The sequence below is a fragment of the Aliihoeflea sp. PC F10.4 genome (assembly GCF_054612275.1).
This window is the reverse complement of record NZ_JBTSWH010000001.1, coordinates 1194633-1216421: the sequence shown is the minus strand read 5'-3', so window position 1 is coordinate 1216421 and position 21789 is coordinate 1194633. Positions and strand designations below refer to the sequence as shown.

The window sequence follows — 21789 nt, the reverse complement described above, 5'->3', positions numbered from 1 at the left end:
CCGATCAGTTGGCGGCCGCTTGTTCGCCACCGCAGGTTTCGGTCTGCGTGTTGTAGTTTCCGCAATTGACCGGGTCGGTCCAGTCGGCTTCGAGCACGGCCGATTCCGGCAGGAAGTCGGACCACGCATCGCCCGGCACGAGGTCTTCGGTTTCCCAGACAACGTCGAACTGGCCGCCGTCCTGGATTTCGCCGATCAGCACCGGCTTGGTGATGTGGTGATTGGGCAGCATGACTGCGGTGCCGCCGGTCAGGTTCGGCACCTCGACACCGACGATCGCGTCGATGACGGCGTCGGCATCCGTGCTGCCGGCCTTTTCGACCGCTCCGACCCACATGTTGAAGCCGATATAATGCGCTTCCATCGGGTCGTTGGTCACGCGGTCCTCATCGCCGATGAAGGCGTGCCACGTTTCGATGAACTCGGCGTTTTCCGGCGTGTCGACCGACATGAAGTAGTTCCATGCAGCCAGATGGCCGACAAGCGGCGCGGTATCAAGGCCGGCCAGTTCCTCTTCGCCGACAGAGAAGGCGACGACGGGAATATCGGCCGCGTCGACGCCCTGATTGCCGAGTTCGCGATAGAACGGCACGTTGGCGTCGCCGTTGATGGTCGAGACGACCGCCGTCTTCTTGCCCGACGAGCCGAACGCCTTGATCTCGGACACGATCGTCTGCCAGTCGGAATGGCCGAACGGCGTATAATTGATCATGATGTCCTCATCCGCGACGCCTGCATCCTTGAGGTAGGCTTCGAGGATCTTGTTGGTCGTCTGCGGATAGACGTAGTCGGTGCCGGCGAGCACCCAGCGTTCGACGCCTTCTTCTTCCATCAGATAGTCGACGGCGGGGATCGCCTGCTGGTTCGGCGAAGCGCCTGTGTAGAAGACGTTGCGCTGGCTTTCCTCGCCCTCGTACTGAACGGGATAGAACAAAAGGCCGTTCAGTTCCTCGAAGACCGGAAGGACCGACTTGCGGCAAACCGACGTCCAGCAGCCGAACACGGCATCGACATCGTTGACCTCATACATCTCGCGCGCCTTTTCGGCAGCGAGCGGCCAGTCCGACGCGATATCGATGACGACGGGTTCGAGTTGACGGCCGAGCAGACCGCCCTTCTTGTTCTGCTCCTCGATGAGCATCAGCATGACGTCTTTCAACGTCGTTTCCGAAATCGCCATCGTGCCCGACAGCGAATGCAGGACGCCGACCTTGATCGGACCTTCATCCTGCGCGACGGCCGATCCGGCCGCCGACATGAGCAAGCTGGCAGCGATGGCTGCCGTGAGCGTGCGACGCATTCCCCTCATTGTTGCCTCCAATGGCATTCTTGTTTGCACCGCAGGATATGGAGCAAACCTCGTGCCAGATGAGTACGCTGGGGGAACCAAAGGGTTTTACGAAAAAGCTATGATAAGCTGGCGAATAAAGGCGCACGGCGACGATGCGTGTGCCTAAAATTTAAGCGCGCCGCTCGCTGCTTACTTTAGAAGCAGATCAATTGGCGTCGAGCATGTCCTTTACCACCGTCGCAAGCTGCTTGAGCGAGAACGGCTTTGGCAGGAACCCGAACTTGGCGTCGGCCGGCAGGTTTTTGGCGAATGCGTCTTCGGCATAGCCCGAAACGAAGACGAATTTGATGTCCGGCGCGATCTTGCGCAATTCGCCCAGAAGCGTCGGCCCGTCCATTTCCGGCATGACGACGTCGGAGACGACGATGTCGACCTGCCCGTCGAGTTCATTGAAGATTTCGAGCGCTTCCACGCCCGACGAGGCTTCGTGAACGGTGTAGCCGCGAGACGAAAGCGCGCGCACGCCGCCCATGCGAACGGCATCCTCATCCTCGACGAGAAGCACGGTCGCAGTGCCGGAAAGATCCTTGGCGGCCTCGCTCTGTTTCTGAATGGGCGCATCAATCGCCGTCTGGCTGTTGGCGTCGATGACGACGACATGGCGCGGCAGGAAGATGCGGAAGGTCGTGCCCGTTCCCTCTTGCGAATCGCAGAAGATATAGCCGCCGGTCTGTTTGATGATGCCATACACCATCGACAGGCCAAGGCCGGTGCCCTTGCCCACTTCCTTCGTGGTGAAGAAGGGTTCGAAGATTTTCGAGATCACGTCGGCCGGAATGCCCGAACCGGAATCCTCGACCTCGACCATAACGTAGTCGGCCGGCGCGAGTTCGCGATAGCCGTAGGCGGCGCAGTCGCTCGCCGCGACGTTGCGCGTACGCACGGCAAGCGCCCCACCCTCGGGCATCGCATCGCGCGCGTTGACGGCAAGGTTGACGACGACCTGCTCGAACTGGCCGATATCGGCCTTCACCGCCCACAGATCGCGTCCATGCTCGACAGATAGCTGGATGTCCTTGCCGACGAGCCGCACAAGAAGCATGCGCAGATCCGCCAGAACATCCGTCAGGTTGAGGACTTCGGGGCGCAGGGTCTGCTTGCGCGAGAAGGCCAGAAGCTGACGCACGAGCGAGGCCGCGCGGTTGGCGTTCTGCTTGATGTTCATAATGTCGGCGAAGGAGGGGTCCGACGGGCGATGGCTGGTCAAAAGCAGGTCCGACGCCATGATGATGGCCGTCAGGACGTTGTTGAAGTCATGCGCGATGCCGCCGGCAAGCTGGCCGACGGCTTGCATCTTCTGGCTTTGCGCCATCTGCGCTTCGAGCGCCTTCAGTTCGGTGGTTTCGACGGCGTAGACGATGGCGGCTTCCTCCGCACCGTCCTCGCCGCCCGCATCCGCAACCGCATTGACGTAGAAGCGCAGATGCCGCTCCTCGTTATCGGGTAGAACGGTGTCGATAGGCGAGATATCGGCTTGCCCCGCCTTGGCGGCGTCGAGCGCCATGCGGAACGCTTCACGGTTGCGCTCGTGAATGGCGCGATCGAGCGGCGCACGGTCGTCGATAGCGTTACGGTCGATGACGGACGAAAAGAGTGACAGGAACGGCGCGTTGGTGCGCAGGATGCGGCCTTCGCCGTCGATGCCGGCAATCGCCATCGGCGTCGAGTTGAAAAAGCGCGTGAACCTGATTTCGGAAGCGCGCAAATCGGCGGAACTGTCCGTTCCCTCGGCCCGGTTGAGAACGATGGTGCGGGCGGTTCCGGCAACGCCGTCGCGGCTCGCGGTCACCCGATGCATGATGCGTACGGGGATCGCAGCACCTGATACCGCCGTCAGGTCGAGATCGATGATCGCATCGCGTGCGCCACCCGGTTCCGCCTTCACGGCCGCAAGAAGGGCCATGCCGTCTCCCGCGACAATCTGCGACAGGCGCAGCGAGCCGGGCGAAAAGCCGGCCAGATCGACACCGAGCCAGTCTGCGAGCGTGGCGTTGAGATAGGTCAGCCTCCCGCCTGCATCCGAAGCGAAGAAGCCAGCCGGCGCGTGGTCGAGGTGATCGATCGCTTTTTGAAGGTCGAGGAAGAAGCGCTCCTGCTCGGCGCGTTCGTCAGAGATGTCGACCAAGGTCCACAACGCCGCCGGCTGGCGCAAATCCGGCGAGCGGAACGTGCGCGCCGCCACGCGATACCAGCGCGCCCCACCCTCGCCGCCGGCGCGCAACGGTTGCGGCAGACGGAACTCGCCGTCGGCGTCGCGCCCGTCACGAACGGCAGTCGAAAGCCTGTGGATGATCTGCGCCGCCTCGCTGCTATCGGACAACAGCGCCTCGATCGTACGGATATCGTCGGCCGAAACCGCGCCCGTGATTTCGGCATAGGCGTGATTCGCATAAAGGATACGCCCCTTGACGTCGGTGACGACGAAACCTTGCGACGCACTGTCGACCAGAGCACGTGCGAGACTGTCGGACGACGACCGGCCGGCGATCTGGATGAAGCCGATGGCGAAGGCGAAGAGAAACCCCACACCGATCATCGCCAGCGCGCCCAAAAGGCCGAGCAACGTGGTCTGGCTCAGGACATCGTTGAAGACGATGAGTGCGATGGCGCAGATGACGAGCGCGATGATGAAGCCGATCAGCCGCGAAAGCGTCGACAGACGCGCGCCTTGATCGACGATCGGGGCCGGGTTGGGCTCGCCAGTATTTTGCGCCATGAAGGCGGCCTCCCAGCCGGTTTTCTTCAGGATAGTTCGTCCCCGCATACATCATCGGCGCACGCTGCCGCAAGAATGCCCTCCCCGCGTGGAAAGCTTGGCATCAGCCTCGACGCAACCTCGCATGTGTCTTATGCGTTCGGGGATTAGCAAATGCTCATGCAGGATTTCAAAGAAGGCGGAAAACGAACATGCCGACATGGTTTGAGGATATCGCGGGGCCGGGCTATGCCGGCGCCGTCATGTGGACGCTGGTCGCGCTCGTCGCGCTTGGCGTGATCATGCTGATCGTCAGGATCGTGAGGAAGGTTTCGTCGGGGTCGTTTTCATCGGCCGGCAACTATCGGGCACGGCTCGCCGTCATGGACGCCGCCGAGGTCGATGCGCAAAGACGCCTTGTGCTCGTGCGCCGCGATGAGGTCGAGCACCTCATCATGATCGGCGGCCCGACCGACATCGTCATCGAGCAGAATATCACCGGCCCCGGCCGCTCCGCGCCGGCTCAGCCCGCACCGATCGCGGAAGCATCCCGTCGCCGCGCGGAACCGGTGGCCCCCTCTTCCGCACGCGTCGAGCCGGCCCCTGCGCCCGTCGAACGCGAGACCCGGACCGCAGCGCCCGCGCGGCAGCCAGTTGCGGCGCCGGTGCCGGAACGCCGTGAACCTGTGGCGGAGGCTCCCGTCGTTCAGGCTGCGGAAACACCGCCGGTCCAGCCGGTTGAAGCGCCAGCGATAAAAGCGGATACGCCGCGCGCCGAACCGGCGATTGCACAGCGCGTCGCAGCCACCGAACCAAACGTGGACGATGCGATGGTATCGGAGTTCGAGCAGGATTTTCGAAAGACGGATGAACCTGCGACGCGCCGCCGCGAACCCTCTATCGAGGACGAGATGGATCGCATCTTGAACGAAGCGCCGCAGGAGCGACGCTGATCGTTCACTCGTCGCGATAGACCTTTTCGCGGCGCTCGTGACGCTCCTGCGCCTCGATCGACAATGTCGCGATCGGCCTTGCGTCAAGGCGCTTGAGGGAGATCGGCTCGCCGGTCTCCTCGCAATAGCCGTAGGTCCCCTCGTCGATACGCTGGAGCGCGGCATCGATCTTGGAGATCAGCTTGCGCTGGCGATCGCGGGCCCGCAGTTCGATCGCGCGGTCCGTTTCGGACGAGGCACGATCTGCGAGATCGGGATGATTGGCGTTTTCGCGCTGAAGGATATCCAGCGTTTCACGCGCTTCCCGCAAGATATCGTTCTTCCAGGAGACGAGTTTGCTGCGAAAGTAAGACCGCTGCCGTTCATTCATGAACGGCTCGTCTTCGGATGGCATGTAGTCAGACTCGATAGCCTTGCTCATAGACTCACCCCACATAAGCAATTTCGGCGCCTGTATATTCGCGGCGCATGCACCACACAAGCGTTAAGAATTGGGCTTTCACGCATTTGTCAGCTTGCGTGTGCAGGCGCGATGAAAGAACGGTGATCTAAACGCCGTTCAGACCAACAACGGGAGCCAGGATGCCGCGTCTTTATCTTCTGCGCCACGCCAAGGCCGGGTGGGCACGCCCCGGCCAGCGGGATTTCGACCGTCCGCTCGAACCCGTCGGCATTGAAGATGCAAGACGACTCGGCGCGACGATGCGCAAGGATGGCCGCCTTCCCGACCGCATCGTGTCGTCGTCCTCCGTGCGCACACGGCAGACACTGGAGGCGCTGGCACTCGAAGACGTGCCGACCGAATATCTGGATTCGCTCTACGAGGCGACGCCGGTGCAGACACTCGACATCATTCGCAAACAAGAGACTAATGGCGGTTTGATGATCGTCGGACACAACCCCGTCATGGAGGATCTGGTGACGGCGCTTGTCGAAGATGCCGAAAGCCATGAAGAGCTTCAGGCCGGATTTCCTACCTGTGGCCTGGCCGTGGTCGCTTTCGGCCAGCCATTCGGAGAAATCACGCCGGGAACCGGCAATCTCGAACTTTTCCTGCGGCCTTCGGACATGAAATAGCGCACGTTTTGTTGCAGAAGAGGGATGTAAACCTATCTCCTTGGCAACAGACCGCTTGGGGCATGGCAATTTGGCATCACAGACCACATTAAGCGATGAGGCCCGGCTCGCACTCGATACCTTCACGGGCCGCGCGACGGGAATTCTATCGCCATCCCTTCGCCTTGGCGTCACCGGCCTTTCACGCGCCGGCAAGACGGTCTTCATAACCTCGCTCGTCCACAACATGCTGCATGGCGGTCGCCTGCCGATGTTCGATGCGATGAAATCAGGGCGGATCGCGAAAAGCTATCTGGAGCACCAGCCCGACGACGCGGTGCCGCGCTTTCAATACGAGGATCATGTCGCTGCACTGGTCGGCGAGCGCATCTGGCCGGATTCGACCCGCGCCATCTCGGAACTTCGCCTAACCATCGAATACGAATTGGCCTCCGGTTGGGGACGGATGTTCTCGCCCGGACGCCTTTCGATCGACATCGTCGATTATCCGGGAGAATGGCTGCTCGATCTCCCCCTTCTGGCGAAGAGCTACGAAGAATTCTCGCGCGACGCGGCCACACTCGCCGAACTGCCCGCCCGAGCCGATCTTGCCCGCGAATGGCTGGAAACGGCAGCGGCAGCAGACCCCGCAGCCGAAGCTGACGAAATGACGGCGCGGCGGCTCGCCGAGGCGTTCACACGCTACCTGAAGGCAGGCAAGGACGATAGCCGCGCCCTTTCCACGCTTCCGCCGGGGCGTTTTTTGATGCCGGGCGATCTGGAAGGTTCGCCTGCCCTCACCTTCGCCCCGCTGCCCGGCCTGAAGCCGGACGCACGGCCCCGGCCCGGCTCGCTCCATGCGATGATGGCGCGGCGTTTCGAGGCCTATAAATCGCATGTCGTGCGGCCCTTCTTTCGCGAACATGTCGCGCGTCTCGACCGCCAGATCGTGCTGATCGATGCGCTGCAGGCGCTCAATGCCGGACAGGAAGCCGTCGCCGACCTCGAACGTGCATTGACGGAAATCCTTTCCTGCTTCCGGCCGGGCGCACGCAGCATCTTCACCGATCTGTTTCTGCGCCGCATCGACAAGATCCTGATTGCCGCGACCAAGGCCGATCATCTCCACCATGAAAGCCACGATCGGCTTGAGGCGATCGTGCGTCGTCTCGCCGAGCGCGCGATCACGCGCGCAAGCGCGACAGGCGCGGATATCGAGGTGCTTGCGATGGCCGCCGTCCGCGCGACACGCGAAGGGTCGGTGCGGGAGAATGGCGACACGCTCCCCGTCATCATCGGCACGCCGCTTGCTGGCGAAACAATCGGCCGCGACCGCTTCGACGGTGAAACTGAAACCGCAATCTTTCCCGGCGATCTGCCGCGCGATCCCAAGGTCGCGCTCGAAGAAAGCGGCAAGCGCGCGCCGATCCGTTTCGTGCGCTTTCGTCCACCGAAGCTGGAGAAGACCGCTGAGGGAATGACGCTGTCGCTGCCGCATATCCGGCTCGACCGCGCCTTTCAGTTTCTCATCGGAGACAGGCTGGCATGACCGGCGAGCGCGAACCCCAGTCCTTTTCCGTGGCCGGCGCACGGCCGCAGCCGCAAGCCGAGCCACCGCTGCGTGAACCGCGTGCATTGTCCGGCGGTGAACTCGGCCGCGTCGAGGAGGCGGAAATCGACGTTTTCGATGTGATCGACACCGACGCCCCGCCGCCGCTGGCTCTGCGCCGAAGGCGCGGATTGCGGCTCGGGCGCATTTTCATGGGCGCGTTCGGATTGCTCGTCAGCCTCGCTGTGGGGCTTTGGGCAAACCGGGTTATCGCCGATCTTTTCGCACGCTCCGAAGCGCTCGGCTTCGTCGGGCTTGCCCTTGCGGTCATCGCCGCCCTCGCCTTGCTCGCGTTGATCACGCGCGAAGCGCTTGCGCTGATGCGCCTGCAATCGGTGGAAAACCTGCGCGTGGACGCAGAACGCGTCTATCGCGACGGCAGGCTGTCCGAAGCGCGATCGTTCGTCGGCAGGCTGAAGGGTTTTCTTGCCACCCGGCCCGAAACCGCCGCCGGACGAGCAGCGCTCGACGCGGTGCGCGATGACGTAATGGACGCAGGCGACCTCGTCGGTCTGGCCGAAATGGAACTGGTCGCTCCACTCGATGCAGAAGCGCGCCGCCTGATCCTCGACGCGGCCAAGCGCGTCAGCGTGGTGACGGCCGTCAGCCCGCGTGCGTTGGTGGATGTGGCGTACATACTGTTTGAATCGGGACGGCTCATTCGGCGTCTCGCCGAGCTTTACGGCGCGCGGCCCGGTACGCTCGGCTATTTCCGGCTGGTGAAGAATGTTCTGGCGCATCTGGCCGTGACCGGCGTCATGGCCGTCGGCGACGAATTTGTCCATCAAATCGTTGGTCAGGGTTTGGCGGCGCGCCTGTCGGCGAAACTTGGCGAAGGCGTGGTCAACGGCGTCATGACGGTTCGCGTCGGGCTCGCGGCGATGGAAGTCGTGCGTCCGCTGCCGTTCCGGGCCGTCAAGCGCCCGAGAGTTGCCGATTTCATTGGCAGCCTTGCGACTTTTGCGACACGGCGCGAGCGAGAAAAGCCGGCGCGTGCATAAGGGGCTTGCGTCTGTCGCCAAGCTGACTCATTCTCGACACGAACTGCTTCGCCGAAAAGTTCCTTAACCATTTGCGGCCAGCCTTTCGACCAGCTCGCTCGCTCACAGGTGTCGATTCGATGACTGCCCTTCGCCTCGCCTCGTCCTTTCTCGCAGCTTCAGCTGCAGCAACGATCGGCTTCGCCGCGCCCGCTTTGGCCTCGGAAAAGGACCGAAAGTTCTTTTCGTCGGTTGAAGGTTCGTGGTCGGGCCCCGGCGAGATCGTCGCGGGAAAATACAAGGGCACGAAGTTCGTCTGCAATTTCACTGGCGCGACGCCAGGCGAAAAGCTCGGAATGTCGCTCGATGGTGGTTGCCGCATGGGCCTTTTCACCCAGCGCATGCAGGCAAGCGTCGAGCATCAGGGGCGTGCTGGCTACCGCGGCAGCTTCATGGACGGGTCGGACGGCACCGGCCTCGATGTCATCGCAGGCCAGGTAAGCAACGACCGCGTGACCTTCACGCTCAACCGCAATCAGTTGAACGGCGCAATGCTTGCTCGCATGGCTGACAGCGAAACCATGACCGTCACGGTTTCCGTGCTCGTCGACGATCAGATGATCCCGGTCATCGGCATGAACCTGAAGCGCGTCGACAAGCGCTCGGTCGGCTCGATCGCCAACCGCTGACGCTCAATCCGTTTTCCACCAGTCGTTTCCGGCATTGAGCCGGATGACGCCGCTTGCGTCGAGCGCTGCCAGCATTTCGGCTATCGGTCGGCGATCGATCGTCAGATTCGGTGCGAGTTCGACCAACGGAACCAGTACGAAGGCCCGCTCCGCAATACGCGGATGAGGAACGGAAAGCCCCTCTTCGTCGATATGGCTGTTCCCAAAGATCAGGATGTCGAGATCGATGGAACGCGGCCCCCAACGTTCGTTGCGGACCCGTTTCAGCGCGCGCTCGGCGTCGAGACAAGCATCCAGCAACTCGCGTGGAGATAGGCTGGTCTCGACTTTGGCAACCGCATTGAGAAAATCCGGCTGGTCGGTCATGCCCCAGGGCGGCGTGCGATAGAGCGATGAAACCCCGACCACCGCGATGCCTTCCAGGGCGTCGAGCGTGCGCAGCGCCGCGGCCATCGCCGTCTTCGGATCACCGAGATTACCGCCAAGCCCAATATATGCAGTGGTCTTATTGGGGCCAGACAATATTGACCTCTACGGAATCCAGCACGCCCGGTACAGGTGCGCCCGGCTTGCGAACCGTGATTGATGCCTTGACGATCTGCGGAAAGCGGGCGCACAGCGCCTTGGCGACGTCGACCGCAAGTTTCTCGATCAGGAACCGCCGCGTACCTGTGACGACCTTCTCAATTTCCACGAAAGCTGCACCGTAATCGACTGTTCCTTCAATCGAATCGCTGTCCAGCGTGCCAGTCGGCTCGACGCTCAGTTCCGCATCGATATAGAAGCGCTGCCCGAGCGTTTCCTCTTCGACGTAGACGCCGTGGCGTGCGAAGAACGCGCAGTTCTTCAGGCGGATTGTATACATGGTTCGAAAAGTCTCCCGTCAGGTCCGCCGGTCGAGGATGGCATCGGCGACCTTGAGCGCATCGGCATTGACCGCAACGTCATGAACACGAAAAACGGCCGCACCGGCAAGCCGTAATGCGACGCTGGTTGCCGCAGTACCGACGTCGCGATCAACCGCTTCTCGCCCCGTGATCTCGCCCAGAAACCGCTTGCGCGACGTGCCCACAAGCAGTGGATATCCAAGCTCGTGCAGTTTTTCAAATCTCGCTAGCAGATCAATGTTTTCGTTTACATTTTTAGCGAAACCAAATCCCGGATCAAGTAGAATTCGGTCTTGTCCGATACCCGCTTGCGCCGCGATTTCGAGGGACCGATTCAGAAAAGCGAATTGATCGGCAATAGGGTCGGCGAGTTTTTCGCGATCGCGGCCCGTATGCATGATGACAAGACCGGCTCCGGTCGAGGCAGCGACATCGGCAATCGCCCTATCCTTTTGCAGCCCCCAGACATCGTTGACGATATGTGCGCCTGCCTCGACTGCCAGAAGTGCGGTTTCCGCCCGGTACGTATCGACCGACAGAAGGATATCGCCGCGTTTCGCCAACGCCTCGATGACGGGCAACACGCGAGCCTGTTCCTCATCCGCACTGATCGGCGCGGCACCGGGCCTTGTGGACTCGCCCCCGATGTCGATGATGACGGCACCTTCTGTCGCCATCCGCTCGGCCTGTGCCACCGCCAGATCGACGGAAATGAAATGGCCGCCGTCGGAGAAGCTGTCCGGCGTGACGTTCAGGATTCCCATGATCAACGCGCGCGGACCAAGGGTCAGCGTGCGGCCATGCGCAAGCTGCCAGATGGTTTCGGCGTTGCGCGGTCGGGAAAAGGAACTCGACATTCGTGGGCTATTGGACCGTCAATGGCGCCAAATCAACGAATTTTCATCGAGGGCAGCAATTCTTCAGGTTTAGATGCAAGAGTGCGCCTAGCGTATTGAAGAAGATGGAAGGAGACGGACCATGAAAACGTCAATGATGACGGCCGTCGCCATGCTTTTTTCCGTGACGGTCGTGGCCGAAGCCGCCACTGTGTCGCGATCCTACAGCTATTTCACGATCGGCGGGCGCACGCTTGGTGAAATCGAGACCGAACTCCAGACACGCGGCCCGCAGCTCGGCACCACCGGAAACCGCCACCCCGGCGCAACGCGCATGGAGTTCAGAACGCGCATCGGGTATCAGGAGGAAAATGGTCGATGCCGCGTCTCGCAGGCGAGCGTCGATATCGCGGCCGAGGTGTTTCTTCCCCGCTGGCGCAACAGAAATTCAGCTGAAATAGATACGGCACTGATGTGGGACACGCTATCCACCGACATCAAGCGGCACGAGGAAGGCCATATCGTCATCGCGCGCAGATACGCCCTCGATATAGAACGCGCGCTTCTCAATGTGCGAAACGCGGCGAGTTGCGTGGACGCGGCGAACACGGCGGAAGGCATCAGCCGACGCATGCTGGCCGAGCACGATGCCGAACAGGCGCGCTACGACACGATCGAAAGCGTCAATTTCGAAAGCCGAATGCTCCGGCTTCTTGACTATCGGCTGCAGCAGATCGAATCCGGCCGTCAGCCCTGACGCTCCGGTACATGGACGGTCAAGCCGTCCAGATCGTCCGACACGCGTATTTGGCATGACAGGCGGGAGGTCGGGCGCACATCATAGGCGAAATCGAGCATGTCTTCCTCCATCGCCTGCGGCTCGCCCACCTGCGCCGACCATTCGTCATCTACATAGACATGGCATGTAGCGCACGCGCAGGCCCCGCCGCACTCCGCTTCGATGCCCGGCACGCCGGCCTTGATGGCATTCTCCATCACGGTCGAACCGTTGTCGGCCTCCACGTCGAAACGCGTGCCGTCGAAGGCAACGAAAGTGAGCTTGGTCATTGAAAGAACCTGTAGGGGAATAGCGGATCGGTGAGTAGCAGCCGCGTTGAAGCAGACCACGAGTGGTCGCGTTCACATAATGGCTGCAAAAAAGCTGTCAAGCCGGCCCGGAGCGACGGCTATCCACTTCGCGGCGCAGTTCGCCTGCAAGCGCTGACAATTGCGATATGGCGGCGTCTGTTGCCTCCGGAGCTTCAAGCATAGCGGCGCAAGCAGCAACTTCGGCGATACCTAGCGAGCGTGCCGTACCTTTGAGCGCGTGCGCAAGCGCCATTCGTCGGTCGACGGAGGAACCGGCCATCTCATACGTAGCGGCGTCGAGTTGTGCGACGAACATATCGAGAAGCTCGGCCGCGAGGCGGTGATCGCCCATCGTCTGTCGCTCGAGCACCTGCTCGTCGATCAGCGCGTGTTCGTTACCGCTAATTTGTGTCATTTCGGGATACCGAAGGGCGCATCTGGACATCGGGTTAATACGTGAATTTGCATTTTCAGCGTCCGCTCAGAACTTCTTTCACATAGGTTGAGGCGCATTAACCCTATATTTAAAGTTTTACACATGGGCCGATTTGCGAGTTCCAATATGCCTTTTGTGCCGATACGATACGAAATGGGCGAGTTGGCCTCAACTGGCGGGTGGTTCGAGCCGAATACGGTGACCCGCTGCGATAGTATAGGGTAGAGCGGCATGGCGACCAAACCGGCGAGCAACATCGAACTCGACACCGATATCGAGAAGGAACTGGAAGACGCTCTCGATATCGAACTCGTCATGGACGAGGACGAAGCGCTTGATGCGGACGAGCCGAGCCTCGACATCGCTGCCTCGATGGAAGATTTCGAGGCGCAGATTTCGCAAGCAGCCGAGGAACTCGCTTTCGAGAACCGGGACAGCGCACCTGCCGGGCATAATGACGTAGCCGAGGCCGCAGCCGTAACAACAGCGACTGCTGCTGCCGTCGCCGCTGCGCCCGCTCTCGCCAAGGCGGCCAATGACGGGCCGACGCGTATCGCCGACCTGAAGCCGGTGGAAACGCAGGCCCCTGCCCGGCCTTCCGCTTTCGCCGCCGCCAATGACGACACCCAGAAGGACTACCGGTCCTTCGCCCAAAGCATCTCGAAGCCCGTTCCCCACACCATCTATTGGGCGGTCGCGCTTCTGTCGGTCGCCTGGGCAGCCGGCGGCCTGCTTATGGGGCACCTCCTTTTCTCGCCGCAGATCTGGCAGATCGGCTCGCTCGCGGATCTGATCGCCGCGCCTTATGCGGTGGGACTTGGCCTGGCCATTGTCGTTCCGATCATCCTGTTCTGGGGCTTTGCGGTCATGATCCGCCGCGCGCAGGAAATGCGCTACGCGGCCCAGTCGATGACCGAAGTCGCCTTCCGCCTTGCCGAGCCGGAGCATATCGCCACCGATCGCGTGATGATGGTCGGTCAGGCCGTGCGCCGCGAAGTCCAGTCGATGGGTGAAGGCATCGAGCGCACGCTCGCCCGCGCCGTCGAGTTGGAAACGCTGGTCCATACCGAGGTCAACGAACTCGAGCGCGCCTATTCGGAAAACGAAACGCGTATTCGTTCGCTCGTCGATGGTCTCGGCAGCGAACGCGAGGCGGTTGTCAGCCATGCCGAGCGTGTGCGTGCATCGATCGCCGGCGCTCATGAAACGCTGAAAGACGAGCTTTCCGCCGCAAGCGACGTGATCCGCCAGAACATCGTCGACGTCTCCGGTCAGCTTTCCGGCACGATCGCCGACAGCGGCCACTCGCTGATCGAGCGCATGAACCAGAACAGCGCGGCCTTGAGCGAGACGCTCGATAGCCGGATCGATACGATTTCGGAGCGCATTTCCACATCCGGCGACGGCGTCGCAAATCTGCTCGACACGCGTATCGCTTCGCTGACCGAAGCCACCGACACGGCCACACGCGCGCTCAATCAGATGCTAGACGACCGTACGACCGGCATGATCTCGCTGCTCGGCAGTGCGTCGCGTTCGCTTTCCGACGAGTTCGACACGCGCCTTCGCGACATCGAGCGTACCTTGGCCGAACGCGGCCAGTCGCTTCTGTCCGAGTTCGAGACCCGCGCACAGGCGCTCGACACCGGCACGCAAAAGCTCAACGCCGCCCTCGAAGCGCGCGCCAAGCAGATCAACGACACGCTCATCGACCGCACAAAAGAAATCGCGGCGACGTTCACCGACGGCAAGGGCCAGATCAACGTCCTCCTCAACGAGACGAAGGGCCAGATCGGCTCCGACCTCGCCGAACTCGTCATGTCGACCTCGACCATGCTCGAAGCACGGGCAAACGACTTTGCCGGAAAGCTGGGCGAAAGCCGCGGCCTCATCACCGCTGCCCTTGACGACGATCTTGAGCGTCTGGCCGAAACGCGCCAGTCGATGGATCATGCGATCACAAGCCATGTCGAGCGCATGGCCGAGGGCCGTTCGCTGCTGACCAGCGCCCTCCAGGACGATATCGCGATGCTCGACGACAGCCGCCGTGGCCTGGAAGGTGCGGTTTCGCAGCATGTGCAGACCATCGCCGACCGTCAGTCCGACCTCACTTCGGCGCTGGCCGCTGGTACCGCGCGTGTCGAGGATGCGTTTGCCGGCCAGCTCGACCGGATGGCCGAGCGCCAGAACGAATTGCAGGCCGCAATCGGCACCGACATGTCGCGGATCGACGAGGCATTCGACCGGCAGGTTGAACGCCTTTCGGAGCGCCAGTCTGGGCTCACCGCTGCCGTCGATGCGGATCTGGAGCGTTTTTCGTCCGCATTCGATCGTCAGTTCGACGCATTGGCCACGCGCCAGAGCGAAATGGAAAACGCGGTGCATCGGGGCGCCGAGCGCTTTGCCGACCTCTATGCCCAGCTCGCAAGCCAGATCGGCGACCGTCAGTCAGACCTGTCGAACGCGATCGCTGGCGATGCGCGCCAGATCGAGGAAGTCTTCGCAGGCCACCTTGCCACGCTCGCGGCGCGTCAATCGGAACTGTCCGGTGCCATCGCGTCCGACATGGGCCGGATCGACGAGACATTCGCGCGTCAGATCGAGCTTTTCGCCGAAAAGCAGAACGACCTCGCCTCGGCCATCAACATCGATATGGACAAGGTGGAGGAAGCCTTCACGCGTCATATCGAAGCGTTGGGTGAACGTCGCGCGCTGATCACGGACACCGTAGGCGCGGACATCGGCCGCATCGGCGAGGCGTTCGACCGCCAGTCCGGCGTCATCGAAGAGCGGACCCAGACGATGGAACGCGCTTTGAAGGCCGGCGTCGAGAACGTTCGCGCCGCGCTCGAAGGCAGCGCCGTGGTAGTTGCAGGCTCGCTTCGCGACAAGGTTCTCGAAGCCACCGCCGCTATGGGCGAGCAGGCGGGCCAAGCGTTCGTCGATGTGGACCAGCGGATTGCTGACCGCATGCAACAGACATCGTCGACCCTTACGGCAAAGGCCGAGGAAATCGCCGGACAACTCGACAGCGCCGACCGCAGGCTGACAGAACGTCTGGAAGACCGCGCAACGCTGATGACGAGCCGAGCGGATGAGATCGCTTCGCGGTTCGAGGATGCCGGGCGCTCCTTGACCGACGGTTTCGAAGAGCGGACCCAGTCGCTGTTCTCGCGTGCGGCGGAAATGGTCGAGCGCTTTGCGGAAGCCGATGAAACGCTTGCATCGCGTGCCGAGGAACGTGCTGCTGCATTGGCCGGCAAGACCGGCGATGTCGTCGCTGCTTTCGAAACCGCCGAACGCAACCTGACGGACCGCGTCGAAAACGCAGCCGGCACCCTCGCCGGTCGGGCCGGCGAATTCGCACAGATCATCGAGGAAGCCGACCGCAATCTTGCCGGCAAGGCCGACGAAATCCGCGTCAGCCTTCTGTCGCGTGCCGACGAGGTCGTCTCACGCTTCGATGAGGCCGGAAATGCGCTCGTCGTGCGCACCGAGGACGCCGCTAGCGCCCTTACCAGCCGCGCTGGCGAACTTCGCGACGTGTTCGCGGATGCCGATCGTCAGATCGTGTCGCGCCTCGACGAGACAGCGAGCGTCCTTGCTGCACGCTCGAGCGACATCGCATCGGTTCTGGATGGCTCGAACGAGCGATTGCAGGAACGCGCCGACGAACTGGCCCGCACTTTCGATACCGCCGAACAGCGCATCATGGCGCGCACGCACCAGACCTCGGCTGAGCTCGACGCGCGCGCCGCCGCGATCGCAGAAGCGCTTGGCGAAGCGGAAGGCAAGCTGGCCGACCGCACGACGCTGTTCGCATCGCGTATCGAAAACCAGATCGCATCGGCCGAGGAGCGCCTGACCAACGGCGCGGTGAATATCGGCGGCCGCCTTCAGGATCAGGTCGCGCGCGTCGAAAGCGAACTGGTCGAGCGCGCCAACGCGATCGCCGGGACCTTCTCGGCCATGAACCGCCATCTGGACGAGAGCACGGAAAGCGCGTCAGACAAGCTCGACGAAAAGACACGCCAGCTCAACGCGATGCTGTCGGCCCGCTCGTCGGAAATCTCGCGCATTCTCGACGAGACCGCCCGCCCGCTGGTAGATCGTTTCGCCGAGAGCGGCAGCGAATTGCAGCGCAATCTGGAGGAAATCTCGCAGGCTGCGGCCGAGCGCCTTCAGTCAGGCAACTCGGCTCTCGTCTCGGCGCTCGAAGAGCGCGCCAGCGAAGCGGTGTCGGCAGTCGAGCGCGTTCAGGGCGATCTCGCACGCGGCGTCGATGGACTGATCGGCCGCCTGTCGAACTCCAACGCGAAGCTGGCCGAACTGGTCGAGACCGCATCGGCAAATCTCGGCGGCGTCGACGAGAAGCTCGCCGGCACGACCGAGCAGTTCGCCGAAACAACGGAAAAGGCCGCACGTTCGTTCGCCTCGTCTGCGCGTATCATCGAAACCCATACGGGCAAGCTGACGGAACTGTCGTCGTCGACATTGCAGGAAGTTGCCGGCATCGCCTCACGCTTCGAGGATCACGGCAAGGTGTTGGCAGGCGCGCGCGACCTTCTGAACTCGGCTCAGGAAACGCTGGCGACCACGCTGGACGACCGCCGCACGGCGCTCGAAACGCTCGCCTCTGGCCTCGTCAAGAAGTCAGAAGAGATCGGCCGTGTCATGCAGTCGTTCGAAACCGTTGTCGGCAAGGCGCTGGAAGGCGCGGAAGGCCGTACGAAGACCTCGACCGAACAGATGCACGCCGCGATCACCGAGATCGTGGAAAGCGCGACCAAGCGCTTCGCCGATGCGACGGACGAAATCCGCAAGACGGCCGGCTCGATCCGCTCCGAACTCGACCAGACGCGCGCCGAGCTGAAGAAGGGCGTGATGCAACTGCCCGACGAGACAAAGGAATCGACCAGCGCCATGCGCAAGGCGGTTTCCGAGCAGATCAAGGCGCTGAAGGAACTCTCGGATATCGTCGCGAAATCCGGTCGCACCTTCGACGTGGCACCGTCGCGCGCCGAGCGTCAGCCTCAGCCGGCTCCGCGCCCGGTCGCTCCGGCTGCCGCCGCACCTGCACCCGCAGCAGCTCCTGCATTGCGCGGATCGCTTGCCGAGCCGGCAGCACCGCAGGCTGCTGCAGCTTCGGGAAGCTGGGTCGGTGCGCTGCTGCGCGGCGCATCGCAGGAAGACGCGCCGGCTCAAAAACCCGCGCAGCCGCAGCGCTCGCCGCTTCATCTGGTCGAATCGCTCAATTCGCTGTCGGTCGACATCGCCCGCGCCATCGATCATGAAGCGTCGATCGAACTGTGGGACCGCTACCGCAAGGGCGAACGCAACGTCTTCACGCGCCGGCTCTACACGCTCAAGGGTCAGCAGACCTTTGACGACATTCGTCGCAAGTACCAGAACGACGGCGAATTCCGTGGTGCGGTCGATCGCTACTGTCAGGACTTCGAAAAGCTTCTGGCCGACGTCGCCAAGAACGACCGCGACAATATGATGTCGCAGACCTATCTGACGTCGGACACCGGCAAGGTCTACACGATGCTCGCCCATGCAAGCGGCCGGTTGAAGTAACAACCTGCCCACGGGACACAAAGGCCGCGATCGCGAAAGTGATCGCGGCCTTTTTCGTTGGCGACCTGGCGCTGGCGCTTGTATCAAGGATATGAAATCGCAACTCAGGACATCCCATGCAGTCTTCACGCGACATCTCCCGGCTTCTGGAAATCATGACTGCGCTGCGCGATCCGCAGACCGGTTGTCCGTGGGACGTGGAGCAGGACTTTGCGTCTATTGCGCCTTACACGATCGAGGAAGCCTATGAGGTTTCCGACGCGATCGAGCGCGGCGACCTTTCAGATCTGCGCGACGAACTCGGCGATCTTCTGCTTCAGGTCGTGTTTCACTCGCGAATAGCCGAGGAGCAGGGCAAGTTCGCGTTCGGCGACGTGGTCGAGGCGATCACCAAGAAAATGATCCGCCGCCACCCCAATGTTTTCGGCCCGGCCGAGGCGCGCGGCGCGAAACTGGCGAAAGGCATGTGGGAGACGATCAAGGCCGAGGAGCGCGCCGAGAAAAGGGTCGAGCGCGAAGCGCGCGGCATCACCGTCGCCGAACACGGCTATCTCGACGACGTGCCGGTCGGCCACGCTGCGCTGACGCGCGCGCTCAAGCTACAGGAACGCGCCGCGCGCGTCGGCTTCGACTGGAAGGAGCCGGGTCCGATCCTCGACAAGATTTCGGAAGAGGTGGACGAATTGCGCGCAGCGCTCGATACCGGCGAGACGGCCGCAATCAAGGACGAATTCGGCGACGTGCTCTTTGCGCTGGTCAATCTTGGCCGGCATCTGGGGCTTGACGCGGAAGCGGCCCTGCGTGGCACCAACGACAAGTTCCGCCACCGCTTCCATCACGTCGAAAAAGCCGTTCAGGCGAACGGTTCAAGCTTGGAGGCGGCGACGTTGGATGAGATGGAAGGTCATTGGCAAGCGGCCAAAAGCGCCTGATTTATTCGTCGCCCTGCGTGCGGCGCTGGCCGATCTCGCTGATGATCGCGGCGGGCGCGCGAACCGTCAGCGCCACCGAGCCGTCATCACGATCCTCGCGCGCGATCACCGCTCCGTTGCGATAGACCCAGTCGATCCGCGTTCCTTCCTGCGGCCCGAAAACGAATTCCGCCTCGTCCAGCGCGCCCGCGATACGAGCCTCGACGACGGCAAGCAGATGATCGACGCCTTCGCCCGAGATCGCTGAAATCATCACCGGGCCTTCGTCGGCCTGTTCACGTGGCAGGTTGCCCCGCGCCTGCTCGTTCAAAAGGTCGATCTTGTTCCAGACCTCGAGCACGTGATGGCTGTCTCCGGCCTCGACGCCGAGATCGGAAAGGATACGCACGACATCGGCAGCCTGCGCCGCCGTATCGGGATCGGAAATATCGCGCACATGCAAAACGAGATCGGCCTCGACTACTTCTTCGAGCGTAGCGCGGAAAGCGGCGACGAGATGGGTCGGCAGGTCCGAAATGAACCCGACCGTATCCGACAGAATGACGACGGTGCCATGCGGCAGACGCACGCGGCGCAATGTCGGGTCGAGCGTGGCGAAAAGCATGTCTTCGGCCAGAACTTCGGAGCCGGTGAGCCTGTTGAAAAGCGTCGATTTTCCGGCATTGGTATAGCCGACGATGGCGACGACCGGATACGGCACCTTGCGCCGCTTGGCGCGGTGCAGATCGCGCGTGCGCCGCACCGTTTCCAGTTCGCGCTTCAACCGCGTGATCTTTTCCTGAAGCATGCGCCGATCGGCTTCGATCTGCGTTTCGCCCGGACCGCCGAGAAAGCCCGCACCGCCGCGCTGGCGCTCAAGGTGTGTCCACGAGCGCACGAGGCGGCCCCGCTGGTAATTCAGATGTGCCAGATCGACCTGCAGCACGCCTTCCTTGGTGCGCGCACGGCGTCCGAAGATTTCCAGAATGATGCCGGTACGGTCGAGAACCTTGGCGTTCCACGCCTTTTCCAGATTGCGCTGCTGAACGGGCGTCAGGGGATGGTCGACGACGACGAGGTCGGCTTCGCTTTCCTTGATGCGCTCGGCAATCTCCTCGACCTTACCGGTGCCGATCAACGTTGCCGGCCTTGGATCGGAAACAGTAACGATTTCGCTGTCGGCGATTTCAAGATCGATGGCAAGCGCGAGACCGACCGCCTCTTCGAGGCGAGCCTCGGGACTGCGCTGCATGAGCGACGCACCGGCGCCGTCGTCAGACGCACGTTGCGTTTTTGTCAGAGCGGGAACGATAACGACAGCGCGTGTGGGAACGACGCGCAAATCCTCATCCGCCGCGGTGCCACCGCGACGTGGTTTGCGTCCTTCTAAGTCCGATGAGCCCAATCAGCCGTCCCGGCCGTTTTCTTCGCCTTCGAACATCTGCACGGGCTGGCTCGGCATGATGGTCGAAATGGCGTGCTTGTAGACAAGCTGCGAATGACCGTCACGGCGCAGAAGCACGCAGAAATTGTCGAAGGAAGTCACGACGCCAGTCAGCTTGACGCCGTTGATCAGAAAGATCGTAAGAGGATTCTTGCTCTTGCGTACCGAATTAAGGAACAGATCCTGAAGGTTTTGCGTACGTTCCGCCATTTTTTATTTCTTTCGCAGATCCGCCGAGGCGTTTCGTTTGTTATGGCCGCACCGCTCGCGAACCAGACGCGATCGCCTGGGAAGCAAAGTGCCGAAGCTCCAGGATAAGCGGCTCTTACCCAGCACACAACCGGCCTGACCCGCCTGTCGAAACTGAAAAGAGAACGCCCCGGCCCCCGTTTGGATTGGTTATCAGCCGGCCGTTTTCTCCGCAACTTCAAAAAACGCCTTGCGAAGCGAGAGCGCGGTAGAGCCCGGATGCCCGTTGGCGACGGAGTGACCGTCGATGGCCACTACCGGCATGACGATAGTCGACGCCGCCGTTATGAAAGCTTCGCGCGCGCCCTTGGCTTCGTCGACCGAAAACCCGCGTTCCTCGACATCGAGACCGAGCTTTTCGGCGACCCGCATCACGGTCGCCCGGGTGATGCCCTTGAGGATGCCGCTTTCGGCGGGACGCGTGACGAGCTTTCCGTCCTTGGTAACGATCCAGGCATTGGTGGCAGCGCCTTCCTTGACCGTTCCGTCAGGATCGACGAACCATGCCTCCTGCGCGCCGGCTTCGCGCGCCTGTTGCCGTGCCATGACGTTCGGCAAAAGGCCGACAGACTTGATATCGACCCGTTCCCAGCGGTTTTCGGGAACCGTGATGACGTTGATTCCGCTTTCAGCCTTTTTATCGGCGGCGACTGGATTGCCTTTCTTGGCGGTGACGACGAGGGCCGACTTGACCGGAACCGTGGGGAAGAAATGGTCGCGAGGCGCGACACCGCGCGTCACCTGCAAATAGACGAGACCGTTGGTAATGCCGTTGCGCGCGATGACCTCGCGCATGACCGTCTGAAGCGCTGAACGCGACATCGGCCACGCAATCTTGAGCTCGCGCAGAGACCGGTCCAGCCGGTCGAGATGCGGTCCCATATCAATGATGAAGCCGCGCGAAACCTCGCAGACCTCGTAGACGCCGTCTGCGAACTGATAGCCGCGATCCTCTACATGCACCATGGCGTTGCGATGCGGCAGATAACGGCCATTGACATAAGCGATCTTGGGCATGGACGAC

19 protein-coding genes are annotated in these 21789 nt (G+C 62.1%); 8 read left to right on the top strand and 11 right to left on the bottom strand.

Annotated features, from left to right (window positions below; translation table 11 throughout):
* Positions 1-4 precede the first annotated feature (4 nt).
* Positions 5-1309 (bottom strand): urea ABC transporter substrate-binding protein, encoded by a 1305-nt coding sequence (urtA, locus tag ACX82Z_RS06025; protein WP_459587224.1) that lies wholly within the window; start codon positions 1307-1309, stop codon positions 5-7.
* A 187-nt stretch (positions 1310-1496) separates the two neighbouring features.
* Positions 1497-4067, bottom strand: a complete 2571-nt coding sequence (gene cckA, locus ACX82Z_RS06020; RefSeq protein WP_459911641.1) for a cell cycle histidine kinase CckA — start codon at positions 4065-4067, stop codon at positions 1497-1499.
* A 191-nt stretch (positions 4068-4258) separates the two neighbouring features.
* Here cckA and ACX82Z_RS06015 point away from each other — a divergent pair, with 191 nt between their 5' ends.
* Positions 4259-4999 (top strand): hypothetical protein, encoded by a 741-nt coding sequence (locus ACX82Z_RS06015; RefSeq protein WP_459587223.1) that lies wholly within the window; start codon positions 4259-4261, stop codon positions 4997-4999.
* 4 nt (positions 5000-5003) lie between these two features.
* On the opposite strand, the gene dksA is transcribed toward ACX82Z_RS06015, so the two are convergent.
* Positions 5004-5420: an RNA polymerase-binding protein DksA gene (gene dksA / locus ACX82Z_RS06010; protein WP_459587221.1), complete on the bottom strand. Its 417-nt coding sequence runs from the start codon at positions 5418-5420 to the stop codon at positions 5004-5006.
* Positions 5421-5581: 161 nt separating this feature from the next.
* On the opposite strand from dksA, the gene ACX82Z_RS06005 reads away from it, so the two are divergent.
* The 4 genes from ACX82Z_RS06005 (at position 5582) to ACX82Z_RS05990 (ending at position 9333) form a co-directional block, all read left to right on the top strand.
* Complete coding sequence (locus ACX82Z_RS06005; RefSeq protein WP_459587220.1) at positions 5582-6076, top strand: SixA phosphatase family protein; 495 nt, start codon at positions 5582-5584, stop codon at positions 6074-6076.
* Between the two features lie 70 nt (positions 6077-6146).
* On the top strand, positions 6147-7604 hold the full coding sequence (locus tag ACX82Z_RS06000; protein ID WP_459587218.1) for a YcjX family GTP-binding protein: 1458 nt from the start codon (positions 6147-6149) through the stop codon (positions 7602-7604).
* Positions 7601-8665, top strand: coding sequence for a YcjF family protein (locus ACX82Z_RS05995; RefSeq protein WP_459587216.1), 1065 nt, complete (start codon positions 7601-7603; stop codon positions 8663-8665). Before ACX82Z_RS06000 ends, ACX82Z_RS05995 begins: the two co-directional genes overlap by 4 nt.
* Positions 8666-8784: 119 nt before the next feature.
* Positions 8785-9333, top strand: a complete 549-nt coding sequence (locus ACX82Z_RS05990) for a hypothetical protein (RefSeq protein ID WP_459587214.1) — start codon at positions 8785-8787, stop codon at positions 9331-9333.
* Positions 9334-9336: 3 nt separating this feature from the next.
* Here the strand turns inward: ACX82Z_RS05990 and folK are convergent, their stop codons facing one another.
* Genes folK through folP form a run of 3 tightly spaced genes read right to left on the bottom strand, consistent with a single transcriptional unit; the run spans position 9337 to position 11077 of the window.
* Complete coding sequence (gene folK, locus ACX82Z_RS05985) at positions 9337-9855, bottom strand: 2-amino-4-hydroxy-6-hydroxymethyldihydropteridine diphosphokinase (RefSeq protein ID WP_459587212.1); 519 nt, start codon at positions 9853-9855, stop codon at positions 9337-9339.
* Positions 9839-10198 carry a dihydroneopterin aldolase gene (folB, locus tag ACX82Z_RS05980; protein WP_459587210.1) on the bottom strand — a complete coding sequence of 120 codons (360 nt, stop codon included), beginning with the start codon at positions 10196-10198 and terminating at the stop codon, positions 9839-9841. The genes folK and folB overlap by 17 nt, the downstream gene beginning before the upstream one ends.
* An 18-nt stretch (positions 10199-10216) precedes the next feature.
* The gene (gene folP, locus ACX82Z_RS05975; protein WP_459587209.1) at positions 10217-11077 is read right to left on the bottom strand and encodes a dihydropteroate synthase; all 861 of its coding nucleotides are present in this window, start codon (positions 11075-11077) and stop codon (positions 10217-10219) included.
* A gap of 121 nt (positions 11078-11198) precedes the next feature.
* Here folP and ACX82Z_RS05970 point away from each other — a divergent pair, with 121 nt between their 5' ends.
* Positions 11199-11813, top strand: coding sequence for a DUF922 domain-containing Zn-dependent protease (locus ACX82Z_RS05970; RefSeq protein WP_459587207.1), 615 nt, complete (start codon positions 11199-11201; stop codon positions 11811-11813).
* Here the strand turns inward: ACX82Z_RS05970 and ACX82Z_RS05965 are convergent.
* Together ACX82Z_RS05965 and ACX82Z_RS05960 are read right to left on the bottom strand one after the other, a co-directional pair.
* Positions 11804-12124: a 2Fe-2S iron-sulfur cluster-binding protein gene (locus tag ACX82Z_RS05965; protein WP_459587205.1), complete on the bottom strand. Its 321-nt coding sequence runs from the start codon at positions 12122-12124 to the stop codon at positions 11804-11806. The two genes, ACX82Z_RS05970 and ACX82Z_RS05965, sit on opposite strands and share 10 nt — an antisense overlap.
* A gap of 97 nt (positions 12125-12221) precedes the next feature.
* On the bottom strand, positions 12222-12560 hold the full coding sequence (locus tag ACX82Z_RS05960) for an Hpt domain-containing protein (RefSeq protein ID WP_459587203.1): 339 nt from the start codon (positions 12558-12560) through the stop codon (positions 12222-12224).
* Between the two features lie 252 nt (positions 12561-12812).
* Here ACX82Z_RS05960 and ACX82Z_RS05955 point away from each other — a divergent pair, with 252 nt between their 5' ends.
* Positions 12813-18161, top strand: a complete 5349-nt coding sequence (locus ACX82Z_RS05955) for an apolipoprotein A-IV repeat region-like domain-containing protein (protein WP_459587201.1) — start codon at positions 12813-12815, stop codon at positions 18159-18161.
* 116 nt (positions 18162-18277) lie between these two features.
* Positions 18278-19093 carry a nucleoside triphosphate pyrophosphohydrolase gene (gene mazG / locus ACX82Z_RS05950; protein WP_459587199.1) on the top strand — a complete coding sequence of 272 codons (816 nt, stop codon included), beginning with the start codon at positions 18278-18280 and terminating at the stop codon, positions 19091-19093.
* 1 nt (position 19094) lies between these two features.
* Here the strand turns inward: mazG and hflX are convergent, their stop codons facing one another.
* From hflX to ACX82Z_RS05935, 3 genes are all read right to left on the bottom strand, one after another.
* The gene (gene hflX, locus ACX82Z_RS05945; RefSeq protein WP_459587197.1) at positions 19095-20414 is read right to left on the bottom strand and encodes a GTPase HflX; all 1320 of its coding nucleotides are present in this window, start codon (positions 20412-20414) and stop codon (positions 19095-19097) included.
* A 63-nt stretch (positions 20415-20477) separates the two neighbouring features.
* Positions 20478-20726 carry an RNA chaperone Hfq gene (gene hfq, locus ACX82Z_RS05940; protein ID WP_024585735.1) on the bottom strand — a complete coding sequence of 83 codons (249 nt, stop codon included), beginning with the start codon at positions 20724-20726 and terminating at the stop codon, positions 20478-20480.
* A gap of 192 nt (positions 20727-20918) precedes the next feature.
* Entirely contained in the window at positions 20919-21782 is an 864-nt protein-coding gene (locus ACX82Z_RS05935; protein ID WP_459587195.1) for a D-amino-acid transaminase, read from the bottom strand.
* Positions 21783-21789 lie beyond the last annotated feature (7 nt).